Source organism: Paenibacillus thailandensis (assembly GCF_042685365.1).
Classification (GTDB): Bacteria; Bacillota; Bacilli; order Paenibacillales; family Paenibacillaceae; genus Paenibacillus_AP; species Paenibacillus_AP thailandensis.
Genome location: NZ_JBHUMY010000032.1, coordinates 39,615 through 55,304, shown reverse-complemented (window position 1 = coordinate 55,304; position 15,690 = coordinate 39,615). Strand labels below are relative to the sequence as shown.

The 15,690-nt window shown below is 55.5% G+C and carries 13 protein-coding genes; 10 read left to right on the top strand and 3 right to left on the bottom strand.

Annotation, left to right across the window (positions count from 1 at the left end; genetic code table 11):
- Nucleotides 1–185 precede the first annotated feature (185 nt).
- Both ACFSW5_RS20905 and ACFSW5_RS20900 read left to right on the top strand, forming a co-directional pair.
- Nucleotides 186–1,466 (top strand): phytoene desaturase family protein, encoded by a 1,281-nt coding sequence (locus ACFSW5_RS20905; protein WP_379277446.1) that lies wholly within the window; start codon nucleotides 186–188, stop codon nucleotides 1,464–1,466.
- Nucleotides 1,463–2,332, top strand: coding sequence for an RNA polymerase sigma-70 factor (locus ACFSW5_RS20900; protein ID WP_379277443.1), 870 nt, complete (start codon nucleotides 1,463–1,465; stop codon nucleotides 2,330–2,332). The genes ACFSW5_RS20905 and ACFSW5_RS20900 overlap by 4 nt, the downstream gene beginning before the upstream one ends.
- Before the next feature lie 121 nt (nucleotides 2,333–2,453).
- Here the strand turns inward: ACFSW5_RS20900 and ACFSW5_RS20895 are convergent, their stop codons facing one another.
- Entirely contained in the window at nucleotides 2,454–3,434 is a 981-nt protein-coding gene (locus ACFSW5_RS20895) for a glycoside hydrolase family 43 protein (RefSeq protein WP_379277441.1), read from the bottom strand.
- 256 nt (nucleotides 3,435–3,690) lie between these two features.
- On the opposite strand from ACFSW5_RS20895, the gene ACFSW5_RS20890 reads away from it, so the two are divergent.
- The 3 genes from ACFSW5_RS20890 to fosB all read left to right on the top strand — a co-directional run bounded on the left by ACFSW5_RS20890 (nucleotide 3,691) and on the right by fosB (nucleotide 8,569).
- Nucleotides 3,691–4,188 (top strand): VanZ family protein, encoded by a 498-nt coding sequence (locus ACFSW5_RS20890; RefSeq protein ID WP_379277439.1) that lies wholly within the window; start codon nucleotides 3,691–3,693, stop codon nucleotides 4,186–4,188.
- A gap of 159 nt (nucleotides 4,189–4,347) precedes the next feature.
- Complete coding sequence (locus ACFSW5_RS20885; protein WP_379277437.1) at nucleotides 4,348–8,082, top strand: alpha-L-arabinofuranosidase C-terminal domain-containing protein; 3,735 nt, start codon at nucleotides 4,348–4,350, stop codon at nucleotides 8,080–8,082.
- A gap of 64 nt (nucleotides 8,083–8,146) precedes the next feature.
- Nucleotides 8,147–8,569 carry a metallothiol transferase FosB gene (gene fosB / locus ACFSW5_RS20880; protein WP_379277435.1) on the top strand — a complete coding sequence of 141 codons (423 nt, stop codon included), beginning with the start codon at nucleotides 8,147–8,149 and terminating at the stop codon, nucleotides 8,567–8,569.
- A 54-nt stretch (nucleotides 8,570–8,623) separates the two neighbouring features.
- Here the strand turns inward: fosB and ACFSW5_RS20875 are convergent, their stop codons facing one another.
- Nucleotides 8,624–8,818 carry a GNAT family N-acetyltransferase gene (locus ACFSW5_RS20875; protein WP_379277433.1) on the bottom strand — a complete coding sequence of 65 codons (195 nt, stop codon included), beginning with the start codon at nucleotides 8,816–8,818 and terminating at the stop codon, nucleotides 8,624–8,626.
- 101 nt (nucleotides 8,819–8,919) lie between these two features.
- Here ACFSW5_RS20875 and ACFSW5_RS20870 point away from each other — a divergent pair, with 101 nt between their 5' ends.
- On the top strand, nucleotides 8,920–9,198 hold the full coding sequence (locus ACFSW5_RS20870; protein WP_379277823.1) for a winged helix-turn-helix transcriptional regulator: 279 nt from the start codon (nucleotides 8,920–8,922) through the stop codon (nucleotides 9,196–9,198).
- A 58-nt stretch (nucleotides 9,199–9,256) separates the two neighbouring features.
- Here ACFSW5_RS20870 and ACFSW5_RS20865 read toward each other — a convergent pair whose 3' ends face one another.
- A complete protein-coding gene (locus ACFSW5_RS20865) occupies nucleotides 9,257–10,183 on the bottom strand; it encodes an aldo/keto reductase (RefSeq protein WP_379277431.1) in 927 nt (308 codons plus the stop codon).
- 156 nt (nucleotides 10,184–10,339) lie between these two features.
- Here ACFSW5_RS20865 and ACFSW5_RS20860 point away from each other — a divergent pair, with 156 nt between their 5' ends.
- From ACFSW5_RS20860 to ACFSW5_RS20845, 4 genes are all read left to right on the top strand, one after another.
- A complete protein-coding gene (locus ACFSW5_RS20860; protein WP_379277429.1) occupies nucleotides 10,340–10,723 on the top strand; it encodes a MerR family transcriptional regulator in 384 nt (127 codons plus the stop codon).
- 614 nt (nucleotides 10,724–11,337) lie between these two features.
- Complete coding sequence (locus tag ACFSW5_RS20855) at nucleotides 11,338–13,197, top strand: assimilatory sulfite reductase (NADPH) flavoprotein subunit (protein ID WP_379277821.1); 1,860 nt, start codon at nucleotides 11,338–11,340, stop codon at nucleotides 13,195–13,197.
- Between the two features lie 73 nt (nucleotides 13,198–13,270).
- Nucleotides 13,271–14,998, top strand: coding sequence for an assimilatory sulfite reductase (NADPH) hemoprotein subunit (gene cysI / locus ACFSW5_RS20850; RefSeq protein WP_379277426.1), 1,728 nt, complete (start codon nucleotides 13,271–13,273; stop codon nucleotides 14,996–14,998).
- A 174-nt stretch (nucleotides 14,999–15,172) separates the two neighbouring features.
- Nucleotides 15,173–15,577: a VOC family protein gene (locus tag ACFSW5_RS20845; protein ID WP_379277424.1), complete on the top strand. Its 405-nt coding sequence runs from the start codon at nucleotides 15,173–15,175 to the stop codon at nucleotides 15,575–15,577.
- Nucleotides 15,578–15,690: the final 113 nt, after the last annotated feature.

The window sequence follows — 15,690 nt, the reverse complement described above, 5'->3', positions numbered from 1 at the left end:
TCACCTTCACAATGATCATAACCGGCGAAGGTTAAAGGGAAGGTATCGCGAGTTTAAATTTTGGTTATGAGATAGCTTTCGGCTTCGGTTATCGGACGATCTGAAATTTTTTTTGCGATTTGTTGTCACAGACCGGCTTCCTTTCCCGTCATACGTGTACCAAAAAACGAAAGGGGAAGGTTCGGATGACGAAATACGATGTAGCGGTTGTAGGCGGGGGGATCGCCGGTTTAACGGCTGCGGTCTATGCGGCCAAAGCGGGCAAACGCACGATACTGATCGACAAGCAAGGGCGGTTCGGCGGCCGCGCCATGTCTACCGTCAAGCAAGGCGTAACGTTTAATATGGGCGGGCATGCCCTCTATTTCGGAGATGCTTACGACACGTTCCGCGAACTGGGGTTGAGTCTTAAGGGCAGCAAGCCGTCGATTGACGCCCACGGGATATGGAAAGACAAATGCAGCGTGCTGCCAACGGGGGCGGGTTCGTTGATGGCGACTCCGCTCCTGACCTGGAAAGGAAAGATGGAGCTTGCCGGATGGCTCGCGAAGTTGACGAAGCTCGATACAAGCCGGTACGACCGCATCAGCCTTCGGGAATGGATAGAAGGAAATGTGCACGATCCGATGCTGCGGAATATTTTCTATTCCTTGCTTCGCACGGCAAGCTACGCCGCGGCGCCCGATCTGCAGGCGGCCGGTCCGGTATTGAAGCAGTTTCAAGCCGCCCTGCGGGGCGTGTTGTATTTGGACCGCGGCTGGGGAACTATGGCCGATGAACTGCGTGAGCTAGCCTCGAAGCACGGGGTACGGCTGCTGACCAATTGCAAGGCGGTATCGATCGAGCACGAAGACGGAGCCGTACGGCAGGTCCGCTGCGAAGACGGTACGGTAATCGAAGCCGAGAATGTCATTGCAACCGCCCCGCCGGCCGCGCTTTGCAGGCTGGTCCCGAATGCGGAAGCAACGGCCCTCGCCCGTTGGAACGCGCAAGCGATCGAAGTGACGGCGGCATGCCTGGACGTCGCGCTGCGGAAGCTGCCGGAGCCGAAGCGGCAGTTCGTGTACGGCATCGACCGGCCGGTTTTTCTGACGAATCAGTCGCGGGCGGCCCGTTTAAGCGACAACGGGGAGCAGGTCGTATGCCTCATCAAATACCAAAGCAAGGAGACCGACGCGAAGCAGGATTTGCAGGATCTCGAGCATACGCTTGACTTGGTCCAGCCGGGCTGGAGAGACGAACTGGTCGTCAAGCAGTTTTTGCCGAAAATAACGGTTTGCCACGATTTTGTCCATATTCGCCGCGAGGAGTGCCCCGGTCCCGCCGTACCGGAAATTAAAGGGCTGTACGTGGCAGGAGATTGGGCTTCGCACGGGGAATTATTGGTCGACGCGGCGACGGCGAGCGCCAAGCGGGCCGTCCGGACGATCCCCAAGATCGAACAGATGAAAGAGGCCGCCTTATGACGGATACGGAGTCCTTGTACAGGACTTATCGAAAGCCTTTATTTTCGCTTGCTTACCGGATGCTGGGCAGCGTTATGGACGCCGAGGATATCGTGCAGGAAACGTTCCTTGCCTATGACCGGCTTGCGGATCCGGATTCGGTCCATAATGTCAGGGCCTTTCTGTATAAAGTCGCCACGAACCGCTGCCTGGACTTGCTTCGTTCCTCATCCCGCAAGCGGGAGCTGTACGTCGGGCCATGGCTCCCGGAGCCGTTGCTGAAGGAAGGGCTGCCGGAGCACGATCCGTCGGACGCCTATTTGCGGCGCGAATCGATCTCGACGGCATACTTGCTGCTGCTTCAGCAGCTGAATGCGGTGGAGAGGGCGGTATTTTTGCTGCGCGAAATTTTCGGGTACTCTTACGACGAGATTGCGGAGACGGTCGGGAAAAGCAGCGCCAACTGCCGCCAAATTTTTCGCCGGGCCCAGCAAAGCATCCGCTTCGAGCCGGACGAGACGCCGGCGGTCGCGGTTGCGGAAGCGCAAATCAAGCAATTCGTCCAATCGCTGATGGAAGGCAACTCCGGCAAGCTGCTGGAGCTGCTGAGCGAAAATGTCGTGTTCCTCTCCGACGGCGGAGGTAAAGTGCAGGCGGCTCGAATTCCGGTTGTCGGCGTTCAAAAAGTGGTCGCCTTGCTGAACAATCTGCTTAAAAGGTATGAAGGAAACTTCAGTCTTGCTTTCGTTACCGTTAACGGGTGGCCGGGAATTCGGATTGTAACCGGGGAAGGGGTGCAGTATATCCATTCGTTTGCCTTTAAACGGAATCGGATCGAGGCCATTTATACGGTGGCCAATCCGGATAAACTCCGGCATTTGCAATAGCGGATGCGGCGGCCGCCCCGGGAAGCGCGGTCCTAGCAAATATTAAACGGCCCCGTCCTATGCCAGGACGGGGCCATTATTTATGTTCATCCGGTTTGCTTGTTCATCAGACAACCGGATGTTACTTCCGGTCCGGGTACGGATCGATCGTTTGAATCGTGCCGTCTTCGTTGTAGGTAAGCTCGGTAAATTTCACGCTGCGCTTATTGTCCGCTCCTCCGGACAAGGAGCTGTCATGGTAGAACAGATACCATTTGTCCTTGAACTGAACGATGGAATGATGCGTCGTCCAGCCGATGACCGGCGTCAGAATGACTCCCTTGTAAACGTAAGGCCCTTGCGGGTTTTTACTTATGCCGTATACGATTTGATGCGTCGTGCCCGTCGAATACGACAAGTAATAGTTGCCGTTATATTTATGCACCCACGGTCCTTCGAAATATCTTCTGTCCTCGTCGCCGGCGAGAATCGGGTTTCCGTCTTCGTCGACGATCGAGATTTGCTGCGGTTCCGTTTTGAACGAAAGCATGTCGTCGCTTAATTCGGCGACTCGCGGCCCAAGCGCCGGCGCATCGGCCGCCGGTCCTTCCGCATCCGGCTTGAACTCGCCGGTTTGCCATTTCTCGAGCTGGCCTCCCCATAAGCCGCCGAAATAAATATACGATTTGCCGTCGTCGTCGGTAAAGACGGCGGGGTCGATGCTGAAGCTGCCCGGAATATAATTCGGCTCCGGCTTGAACGGTCCGGCAGGGGAAGCGCTTGTCGCGACGCCTAACCGGAAGATGCCGTCCTTGTCTCGTGCCGGGAAATACAAGTAGTACGTATTGTTCTTATAAGCGGCGTCCGGCGCCCACATTTGCGCAGTCGCCCACGGCACGTCGCGCACGTGAAGCGCTTCGCCGTGATCGACGCAAGGCGAGTCCGGATCTTCCATGGACAATATATGATAATCTTCCATATCGTATTGGTCGCCGTTGTCGTTGGAAACCCTTTCATGATCGAGATCGTGAGAAGGATAAATGTAGATTTTGCCCTCGAATACGTGGGCGGAAGGGTCTGCGGTGTAAATATGGGTCACCAAAGGTTCGTTCCGTTTTGCCATGCCGATTCCTCCTAAGAATAGTCCTTGCCGCATGTAAATGGTTTCAATTTTATCTTTGAATAGAGTAGGGTCTATTGTATTGTACCAAAACGGCTACGTGCTCCGACACCTACATATATTATGTTTTTACCCTATAAATTTTAGGTTTATCGAAATTTTTAAGAAAAATTTTACGAATCGCCATGTTTCTTCTTAAGAAGTTTTCGATATCGTAGATACCGATTCAGCATCTAGGGTTTGAGGAAGGAGGAGCGGAATGAAGATCGGATCCAAGCCGGCCGTTGCCGTGGTTTCGGCTTTATTTCTTTTTTATTTGTATCTATTGATCAAAATTATTTTGTTTAAATTCGGAGAGGTAAGCGTCACGTTTGTATGGGAGCAGTTCTCCAAGTCGGCGGCTCATCCGTCTCGGGCGGTTGCGGGACTTTTGCATGGAAACCTTGTTCCTTTTCGTACGATTTCGGACAGCCTTCAACGTCCCACCTTCCATAACATGGTTAATTTATTCGGCAATATTGCTTTGTTTGTTCCTTTTGGAACGATGGCGGCAATACTGGTGCCGAATCTATTCGTAAGTTTATTAATGGCATTTGGGTTCAGTTTGTCGCTCGAGATATCCCAAGCCGTGCTTTCGATGGGAACGTTCGATGCCGACGATTTGGTCCTGAATGCGTTCGGCGGATTAACGGGGTATTGGCTGTATCAGATTGCCCGGTCGCTTCTTCCGATGCGCACCGTTCTGCATAAACATTAAATGAGAAATGAAGTCCCTGGCGGGACTTTTATTTTTTTGTTGATTTTTTGTCGTTAACTGATATATTAATTAATTAGCAAATATGCTATTCTGATAAAAGCCGCTAGAGGAACTTCATGCGACAATACGTTATTTTACGGACAGGAGACGATCGAACCGATGTTGAAAGAGCATTTGCTTGGTTTTTATAAGTTTGACAATCCGGACGAGGTCGGGCTGGACAGCTCCGGCAACGGCAGGCACGGAACCGCGGCGGGAAGCGTGCCCCCGACGGTTCGGAACGTGGGCGGCCGGCCGGCGGTTACGCTGAACGGCGGCAAGAACGGAACTTCCTATATCGGGCTGCCTTCGGATTTGCTGCGAGGCGTCAGCGACGAGACGGGCATCACCGTCGCCGCTTGGGTTTACGGCGGCCGGCCGGCCAGCGTATGGGAGCGCGTATTCGATTTTGGCGCAGGACAGTCCGGACCGTACCTGTTCCTTACGCGTAACTTGCGCGGCTCCTGCTTCGCGGGAGAGGAGCTTGTCGTCGATCCGGGCAAAACGTTCCCGGCGGGAGAATGGATCCATGTCGCGATTTCGGTTAAAGGAACGGAAGGCGGCAAGCTGAGCAGCGCCGGGCCGGTCGTTTATGCCAACGGCGAAGTGGTCGCGGACGGCTCGATCAGCCAGACGTCCAGCGGCGCTTATGCGAAGCTGTGGGCCTGGTTCGCTTCGTTCGCAGAAGCTGCGGGCAGCGGGCTGAATTACATCGGAAGGTCGCAATTCGAGGCGGACGCCGATTTCGCCGGCTCCTTGTCCGACTTCCGCGTCTATAAAGCGGGGCTTACGCAGGACGAAATTATTGAGGTCATGTGCGAGTCGCTTACCGACGAGCAGATCGTCGCGCTCGCCCGCAACAAATATTTGTCGTTCCCGACTTCGATCGTGACGAAGGACATTGCTCTCCCGCGGACGCTGATGGGCGGCAAAGTGACGGTGGAGTGGAGATCGAGCGACGAAGCCGCGCTTTCGAGCGCCGGGATCGTGAACAAGGGACTCCGGGAGCCGCAGGGCGTAACGCTGACCGCCACGCTGAAGAAAGGCGGCGCAAGCCTGGACAAAAGCTTTATCGTGTCGGTGCTGCCGGAAGGCCTGCCGGCGTATACGATTGCGATTGACGGCAGCAAGGAAGTCGTCGATATTAGCGAAGTGATGTACGGGCTGTTCTACGAAGACATCAACAATGCGGCGGACGGCGGCATTTACGCCGAGCTTGTGCAGAACCGCTCGTTCGAGGCGTTCGAGTTCGACAGCTACTCCCACGTATGCGGCGAATGCGGCGTCTCGACGGGCCGCAACCGCAATCCGCTTTACGCCTGGCACGGCGATACGGACAAGCTGACGGTGCGGAACGCCGGCGGGCTTAACGAGTTTTTCGGCATCGAGGACAAGGACGTCAACTCGTATTACGTCACGGCGGCGGACGGGGCGACGATCTATAACCGCGGTTACGCCGATACGAACGAACGCTGCTCCATGGCGATCCGGAAAGGGGAGCGTTACGACTTTACGGTATGGGCGAAAGCGGAGCGGGCAGGCACGATCGAGCTGCAGCTGCTGGATGAGAAAGGCCGCGCGATCAGCGACGGCGCGATCGTATCCGTCGAAGCCGGCGGTACGTGGCGGAAATACGGCGTCGATTCCAAAATCGCGCTGACCGGAACCGAAACGGCCTTCGGCCAGCTGGCGCTTCGTTTTAACGGCGAAATTTCCGTCGACATGGTGTCGCTAATGCCCGAGGACGTATGGGGGGCGTCGGAAGAAGATCGTTCCGCCACCGCGCATGCCAACTATAAAGGAAACCCGAACTACCGGTTGCGCAAGGACCTCGTGAACGCGCTCGTCGATTTGCATCCGAAGTTTCTCCGTTTTCCGGGCGGCTGCATTTCGGAAGGGTCGCATGTTTGGGAGAACGTATACGACTGGAAGGAATCGGTCCGCGCCGTCGAGCTGCGGAAGGAAAACTACAACGTCTGGGGCTACATGATGACGATGGGCCTCGGCTATATGGAGTATTTCCAGCTGGCGGAAGACTTGAACGCGACCCCGCTGCCGGTTATGGCGTGCGGCGTATTGTGCCAGGCCCGCTCGGATTACGCGAATCCGGCCGGCGGCGCGCTTCGGGATTATTACATCCGCAACTTTACGGACTTGATCGACTTTGCGATCAGCACCGACTTTGAAGGCAACGAATGGGCCGCCCTGCGGAAAAGCATGGGACACGAAGCGCCGTTCGACCTCCGTTACCTCGGCGTCGGCAACGAGAACTGGGGGACGGAGTTTTACGCGAACTTCGAGGTGTTCAAGGCGGCGATCGACGAGCATATGGCGCGCAACTATCCGGGCTACGAGCTGCATATAATATCGACCGTCGGCGCGCAGGCGGACGACGATGCGTACCAGCAAGGCTGGAAGTTTCTGAGCGGCGGCATGACAGGCTCGGAGACGATCCGGTTTACGGACGGCAAGACGAGCTTCGAAGAGACGGTGACATGGTACGGCAAGCAGCCGAACTATATGGACACGATCGCGGACGAGCACTATTACCGCTCCAACGAATATTTGCTGGAGAACGCGGACCGTTACAATTATTATTTCAGAGCTTACAAGGAAGACGGCAGCCTCGACGAGAAGCTGACCTCGAAAGTGTTCGTCGGCGAATACGCCTCCACGGACAAAAACACGCTTGCCGGCGCGGTCGCCGAAGCGGCGATCATGACAAGCTTCGAGAACAACGCGGACGTCGTTCGCCTCGCCGCTACCGCGCCGCTGTTCAACAAGGTGCTGACGGACGGCCAATACCGCTGGACGCCGGATTGCATCTGGTTCGACGACGAGACGGTATGGTTCACGCCGAACTATTACGTGCAGCAGCTGTTCTCGCGGTACATCGGCACGAAAGGGCTTCGCACCTCGTTTACGACGTACCGGAACGGCAAACGGACGGAGCTGATTCCGCACGGCGGCATCGAAATCGCGGCGGGCCGGGCCGAAGTGACGGTCAAGCGGGTGAAGGTCACCTCGAATGCGGACGGCCGCGTGCTGTTCGAGCAGGATTTTACGAAGGAGCTGGATCCGGCTTGGCAGATCATACCGGGATCGGCCGGCTATACGGTCGAGCCGGGGAAAGGACTTGTCCTGAAAGCGCAGGAAAGCGGCTTGAACGGGCTCTATTTGCTGAACGACGAATGGACGAACTATACGGTTGAAGTCGTTGCGCGGAAAGGCTCGGGAGCGGACGGTTTTTACGTCGGAGCGGGGCTGACCGACATTTCGCCGGAGAGCAAGGATGTCATCGAATACGCGATCGGCTACGGCGGCGACGCAACCGGCGTGAAGGTGTTCAAGCAAGGCGTCGAAGCTTACAGGCTGGGCGATTATTCGTCGAGCACGGCAGCCGGCAATATGCGCGCCTGCAGCTTCGAAGAGCTGGCGGACGATCGGGATTATACGATTACGGTCAACTACGGCGGTTCCGCGGGCGACCGGCTGATTTGCTCCTACACGGACGGCCCGTTCGTAAGCAAAACGCTTGATTACAAGCTGGAAGCGTACAACCGCGAGATTTACCATTCCGTAACGAAGGACGACAAGCGTCTCTACGTGAAGCTTGTAAACGCCGACGCCGTGGAGAAATCGGTCAATCTGGAGCTGAGTCATCTGAATGCCGCGTCGGAAGGTTTGCTGAACGTGCTGACGGGCGACGCTTCCTTGGTTCATGTGCCTAACGTCAACAAAAAGAACGACGAGAAAATCCGGCCGGTGCAAACGGCGGTCAAAGTGGACGTCGGCGGAACGGTTATTCATTTGCCGGCCCATTCGGTGAACGTGCTGGTGCTGGAACTGAAATAAGTTTAGGATGAAGAGGAGGGCGACCTCCTCTTTTTTTCGTATATATAATGTAAAGGTGAGACGAATGAAAATAACGGGACTAAATCATTTGTTGTTTTCGGTATCCGATTTGGATGCTTCGGTCGCTTTTTATGAACGGGCGCTTGGCGCCAAGCTGCTCGTTCGAGGCAGAACGACGGCTTATTTCGATCTAAGCGGCATGTGGCTTGCTTTGAACGAGGAGAAGGACATTCCCCGCAGCGAGATTCTTCAATCCTATACGCATATCGCTTTTTCGATTGAAGAGAACGAGTTTGACGCGTGGCTCGAGAAACTGAAGGCGCTGGAGGTCAATCTTTTGCCGGGCCGCGAAAGGGATGCGAGGGATAAAAAGTCGATTTATTTCACGGATCCGGACGGCCACAAGTTCGAGCTTCATACGGGCGCTTTGCAAGACCGGCTTAACTATTACAGGCAAGAGAAAAGCCATATGACGTTTTACGAATAACCTTTATAAATGAAGGAACCTCTCCGTAAGAGACGATTTGCCGCGTTTGGCGGTTTATTGATCGCGGAGGTAGTAGCGATACTCGGAAGAATTCTCAAAGCCGACGCTTTGATACAGCCGGACCGCCTTCGCGTTGTCAGTGACGACGCTTAGCCGGATATTCGCCCGTTGCCGCTCCGGGAGCAGCTCGATCGCAGCCGTCAGTATTGCCCGGCCGTAGCCTTTGCCCTGAAGGCGGGCAATACGCAAAAATTATGAATGACGGAAGTCGTTTCGCCGATGTCATTCGCCCGGATCATGCCGATGAATGGAAATGATCGTTTCGTTGGAATAATCGTTCATCGGCATATATAGATAACGGGATACCGGATGTTTCTCAAAAAATGCTGACGCAGCATCTTCGGGACTTGGAACATGAAAGAATAATTGAAAAAACGGTCTACCCGGCCGTTCCTCCAAAAGTTGAATATTCATTAAGCGAATACGGCAAAACGTTGACCCCTGTAGCGGAAGTCATGTGCGCCTGGGGAGAAAGCCACCAAAATGCGAAGAACCGGCATTTTAAGGCCGGTTCTTCTGCATGTTTAGGGCGTAAAACCTTGCTCGTTTCCTCCGGGAACATCCGCTGAAAGATAAAACGGCGGCTTCGCGATCGTGCCGCGAGGCTGCCGTTTTCCGGAGATAAGGTTAAGGAATAATATGGCCGGCGGTCCGGTAAATGCGGTACCATTCTTCGCGCGTAAGCGGAAGCTCGGAGCCGACGCACGAGTCTTTCAGCCGCTGCACGTTCATCGTGCCGAGCACGACCTGCATGTTCGCCGGGTGGCGCGTAATCCACGCGACCGCGACGGAGGTGTTCGTTACGCCGTATTTGGCCGCGATTTCGTCGATCGTTTGGTTCAGCTCGGGGTAGCTGTCCAGATCGCCGAGGAACGGCCCTTCAAAAAATCCTTTCTGGAACGGAGACCAAGCCTGGATCGTCATCTCCTTCAAGCGGCTGTATTCGAGAATGCCGCTGTCGCGGTTGATCGATTGATCGACGTTCATGTTGAACGCGATACTGGAATCGATGATCGGCGAATGGGCGACGCTAAGCTGAAGCTGGTTGACGATCAGCTTATGCGGGATATATTTTTGCAGCAGCTCGACTTGCGTCGGCGTATGGTTCGATACCCCGAAGTAACGGACTTTGCCGCTCTTATGCAAAATGTCGAACGCTTCCGCGATTTCGGAAGGCTCCATCAGCGTATCGGGGCGATGCAGCAGCAGAACGTCCAGATAGTCGGTTTTGAGCCGTTTCAGAATGCCGTCGGTCGACTCGAGAATATGTTCTTTGGAAAAATCGAAGAACCCTTTGCGGATGCCGCATTTGCTTTGCAAAATCATCTGCTCCCGGAGGCTCGGGTTCATTTGCACCGCTTCGGCAAAATGAGCTTCGCATTCGCCGTACGAAGGGCCGTAAATATCGGCGTGGTCGAAGAAGTTAATGCCTTCCTCCATCGCCGTGCGGATCAGCGTCTCGGCTTCGGCGAGCGACAGCTGCTTCAGGCGCATGTTGCCCATCACGATGTTGGAAGCTTTCAGATCGGTGTTTGCGATTTCAATGTATTTCACGACGAAACCATCCTCCTTGTTCGTTGTACTTTTTCACCTTAAGGGATAGAGTTAACTCGAGGTCAAGCCCCGAAATTTCGATTTGACAAACTTTTTGGCTTGGAGTAACCTCATTAAGCGCTTATTGCAAGCCTGTGACCGAGGAGAGATGAACCGGTGGGATACACGATTAAGGAAGCGGCCCAAAAGACGAATCTGTCGATACACACCATTCGCTATTACGACAAGGAAGGTCTTCTGCCTTTTATCGACCGGGAGAACGGGGCCCGCGTCTTCCACGATTACGATATCGCCTGGCTCGATTTGATCAGCTGCCTCAAAACGACCGGCATGCCGATCAAAGATATTCGCGAATTGGCCGCCAGCTGCAACGATTACGAGACGTTCGTCCGGAGGGGGCTCGATATTTTGCACCGCCATAAGGAGAAGGTCGAGCAGCATATGCGGGATACGCAAAGAAGCCTGGAGACGATCGATTATAAAATCAAGCATTTGCCGCAAATGTACAAAGATAAATTCGCCGGCTTGGAGCGGGCCTAAAGGTTCTTGTGCGCCCGGCCGCATCTCAAGTCGGGACCTTGAACAGCGGTTGCTTCATCGTTTCCGATGGTGAACCAAATTCGATACAATGACGGTTAAAGCAGCATGTTAATTGCGAAAATACAGTTAAATTTTCTATTTCCCGCCTGAAATGAAGCTTTTACTGCGAAAATGCAGTTATACCCCCCGCACAGCCATGGATCGGGCAAAAAGGCAGGCTGTTAACTGTATAATTGCGGTTATTTGGATTGACTGAGAATATTTGTTGCTTATTAACTGCACTTTTGCAGCTATGGTTCCATTCAAACCGCAGCTAATGTCCGGACCGGTTTCCGTATGCCTCCAACCGTATCCGACTTCATCGAGCCGGATAAACCTCGCACCGCTGGATAATAACCTGTTTTCCTCCCTATAATTTACATGTACAAGCCTCTAAATGAGAACGTTTTTCGATTACGCCCTATTTATAAGAAGATGTTAAAACTTTAAAAAAATTATTTATAGACAAATATCGACCGACGCATTGAACGATACATAAGACTGCGATAGTATTAATAAAGAATAAAAACAAAGTAACGTACTCGGATTTTAAAGATTGATGCGAGGTGGATCAGTTGCAACTTCATGTGACGAACAGTCCGTTTACTAGCGAGCAGGCGGAGCTTATCAACAAGCTGCTGCCTACGTTGACGGAAGCTCAACTGCAATGGTTGAGCGGATATTTGGCTTTTTACCGGGCGGGGAATACATCCGCCGCGGCATCCGAGCTTGCGACCGGCGCCGTGCTTGAAGCGCCGGTGTCCGCCCCCGCGGCTGTACCGGCTGCGCCGCAAGGACCGCGCGAAGCGACGGTTTTGTTCGGATCGCAGACCGGCAACGCCCAGCGGCTGGCGGGACGTCTGGCCGACAAGCTGAAAGGCCAAGGGTTTGACGTTACTCTATCGGCCATGAGCCAATATAAAACGAACAATCTGAAGAAAGCCGGCTACCTGTTTATCGTCGTCAGCACGCACGGCGAAGGCGATCCGCCGGACAACGCGCTGACGTTCCACGAATTTCTGCACAGCAAACGCGCGCCGAAGCTGGACGGAACGAAATTTGCCGTGCTGGCGCTCGGCGACACGTCGTACGAGTTTTTCTGCAAGACGGGCCAAGACTTCGACGCTAGGCTGGCCGAGCTTGGCGCCGAGCGGATCGTCGACCGCGTCGACTGCGACGTCGATTTCGAAGACGCGGCTGCGGGCTGGATTGCGGCTGTCGAGAAGGCGGTAGGCCAGGCGGCCGCACCGTCCGCGGCTCCGGCAGCGGCGGCGGCTGCATCCGCAGCATCCGCTCCGGCCGAGTCGGAATATTCCCGTTCCAATCCGTTTATGGCCGAAGTGCTGGAAAACATCAATTTGAACGGCAGAGGGTCCGACCGCGAAACGAGGCACTTGGAGCTGTCGCTTGAAGGCTCGGGCTTGACCTATGCCCCGGGCGACGCGCTTGGCGTATACCCGCAGAACGACCCGGCGCTGGTGGATGAAATTATCGCGTTTATGGGCTGGAATCCCGACGAGCCTGTCGCGACCGGCAAAGACGGGGAGAAGTCGCCGCTTCGCGAAGCGCTTCTCCGCCATTACGAAATTACCGTGCTGACCAAGCCGCTGCTGGAAAAAGCGGCCGCTTTCTCCCGCAACGGCAAGCTTGCCGAGCTGCTGAAGCCGGAGAACAAGGATGAGCTGAAGGCGTACGCGAACGGCCGCGATCTGCTCGATCTGCTTCGCGATTACGAGCCCTGGAACCTGGCCGCCGGCGACGTGCCCGCGCTGCTGCGCAAAATGCCGCCGCGCCTTTATTCCATCGCCAGCAGCTTGAACGCGCACCCCGACGAGGTGCATCTGACGATCCGCAAGGTCGAATACGAGGCTCACGGCCGCGAGCGGAAGGGCGTATGCTCCGTTTATGCTTCCGAACGGCTGGAGCCGGGCGACAAGGTGCCGGTCTTCATTCAGCATAACTCGAACTTCAAGCTGCCGGCCGATCCGGAAACGCCGGTCATCATGGTCGGGCCGGGCACCGGTGTAGCGCCGTTCCGGGCTTTCCTCGAAGAGCGCGAGGAGCTTGGGGCCGCGGGCAAAACGTGGCTGTTCTACGGAGACCGTCATTTCGTGACCGACTTCCTGTACCAGACCGACTGGCAGCGCATGCTGAAGGACGGCGTATTGACGAAGCTGGACGTCGCGTTCTCGCGCGATACGGAAGAGAAGGTGTATGTACAGCATCGGATGCTTGAAAACGGCGAAGAGCTGTACAAGTGGCTGCAGGAAGGCGCCCATGTTTATGTATGCGGCGACGAGAAGCATATGGCGCACGACGTGCACGCCGCGCTGCTCGACATCGTCGGCCGTTACGGCGGCCTGTCGCCGGAGGAGGCTGCCGCTTACGTGGCGCGTCTGCAGGAGCAGGGGCGTTATCAACGGGACGTATATTAAGGACGCGGCTTGCCGCGTTTTCTCTAGATTTGCAATGCATGAGCTTTCATGCGCGTAAAGGAGCTGAACGGAAATGGCAAACAAACAGAAAGTGGAGCCCATCGGCGGACCGCCTAGCGACGTCGAGCATTTGAAGAGGGAGAGCAACTATTTGCGCGGCTCGTTGACCGAATCGCTCGCCAACCGGATTACCGGCGGGCTGCCGGAGCTGGATAACCGGCTGCTGAAGTTCCACGGCAGCTATATGCAGGACGACCGTGATTACCGCAACGAGCGGCAGAAGCAGAAGCTGGAGCCATATTATCAATTTATGCTGCGGGTCGTTACGCCGGGCGGCGTGGCGACGCCGGAGCAATGGCTCGTTATGGACGAACTGGCCGAGAAGTACGGCAGCGGCAGCATCCGCTTGACGACGCGCCAGGCGTTCCAGCTGCACGGCGTTCTGAAATGGAATTTGAAAAAGACGATCCGGGAAATCAACGACGCCCTGCTGACGACGCTGGCCGCTTGCGGCGACGTAAGCCGCAACGTCATGTGCAACCCGAATCCGTACCAATCGGAAATTCACAGCGAGGTTCATTATTGGGCGCAGCAGCTGACGACCCATCTGGCGCCCAAAACGCCGGCGTACCACGAAATATGGCTGGACGGCGAAAAAGTCGTGGACAGCTCGGAGCAAAACGGCGGCGAGGTCGAGCCGATTTACGGTCCGGTCTATCTGCCGCGCAAATTCAAGATCGGCATTGCGGTTCCGCCGTCCAACGACGTCGACGTATATTCGCAGGACCTCGGTTATATCGCGATCGTGGAGAACGGCAAGCTGGCCGGCTTTAACGTTTGCGTCGGCGGCGGCATGGGCATGACGCACGGCGACACGGCGACATACCCGCAGCTTGCCCGGGTCATCGGCTTCGTTACGCCGGATCAAGTGCTCGACGTCGCGGAGAAAACCGTCACGATCCAGCGCGATTACGGCAACCGCTCCGTGCGCAAAAACGCCCGTTTCAAATATACGATCGACCGCCACGGCCTCGAATGGTTCGTGGAGGAGCTCCACGACCGTCTCGGCTGGCAGCTTGCGCCGGCGCGCGAATTCAAGTTCGAGCATACCGGCGACCGTTACGGCTGGATTAAGGGCAAGGACGGCAAATGGAATTTGACGTTGTACGTCCAGGCCGGCCGCATTAAAGATACCGAAAGCTATAAGCTGAAAACGGCCTTGCGCGAAATCGCCAAAATCCATACGGGCGACTTCCGTCTGACGGCCAACCAGAACCTGATGATCGCAAACGTCACGAGCCAGAAAAAGACGAAAATCAACGCTTTGCTGAAGGAATACGGCATTGCCGAAGGTTCGAACTATTCGGCGCTCCGCCGCAGCGCGTTGTCCTGCGTCGCGCTCCCGACATGCGGGCTTGCGATGGCCGAGGCGGAACGGTACTTGCCGACGCTGCTCGACAAGCTGGAGCCGATTCTGGAGGAAGCCGGCTTGCGCGACGAAGAGATCAACATCCGGATGACGGGCTGCCCGAACGGCTGCGCGCGTCCTGCGCTTGGCGAAATCGCGTTTATCGGCAAGTCGCCGGGCAAATACAATCTGTACATGGGCGCCGGCTTCGCAGGTGACCGCCTGAGCAAGCTGTACCGCGAGAACATTGGCGAAGAGGAGATTATCGATACGCTGAAGCCGATTATCCAACAGTACGCCGCCGAGCGGAACAAAGGCGAACATTTCGGCGATTTCGTCATCCGCGCCGGCTATGTGAAGCCGGTAACGGACGGCCGCCACTTCCACGATTAATAACCGGAGCGTACCGCTCCGCATACGCCGGCCCCGTTATTGCGGGCCGGTTTTTTCTTTAGAAGAAAAAGGAAACAGCCCCTGACGCGGCGAAACTTACCGTTGTGCGCTTCAAGAAAAGCACGCGCGCGCCTAATGCACAATCCTAAACCTAAACGTTCGAGGTGACTGGAAATGGCATGGACGACGAAAAACATTGTGGTTAATTTACCTGTAAAAAACTTGAAGAAATCGGTCGCTTTTTTCAGGGAGCTCGGATTTATATTCGATCCGCTGTTTACGGACGAGCAGGGGACTTGCATGATTTTGGGCGACCGCATTTATGTCATGCTGCTGGAAGAAGAACGGTTCCAGACTTTTACGACCAAAAAAATCGCCGACGCCGGCCGGTACACGGAGACGATTCTGTGCATCTCCGCAAACAGCCGCCAGGACGTCGACGAGCTTGTCAATAAAGCGCTTGCGGCCGGAGGAAGCCGGTACAGCGACCCGCAGGATCACGGCTTCATGTACGGCTGGAGCTTTCAGGACCCGGACGGGCATCTGTGGGAAGTTATGTACATGGATGAAAGCGCTTGAATCCGGCCTTGCTCCGCTTTACCTTCCGATTCTGAACCGCAGGACTGGCAGTGAAAGAAATTTGCATCTTGCATCGGCACCCCCGTTCGTCGAACTTTACGATGAAGGGGGTT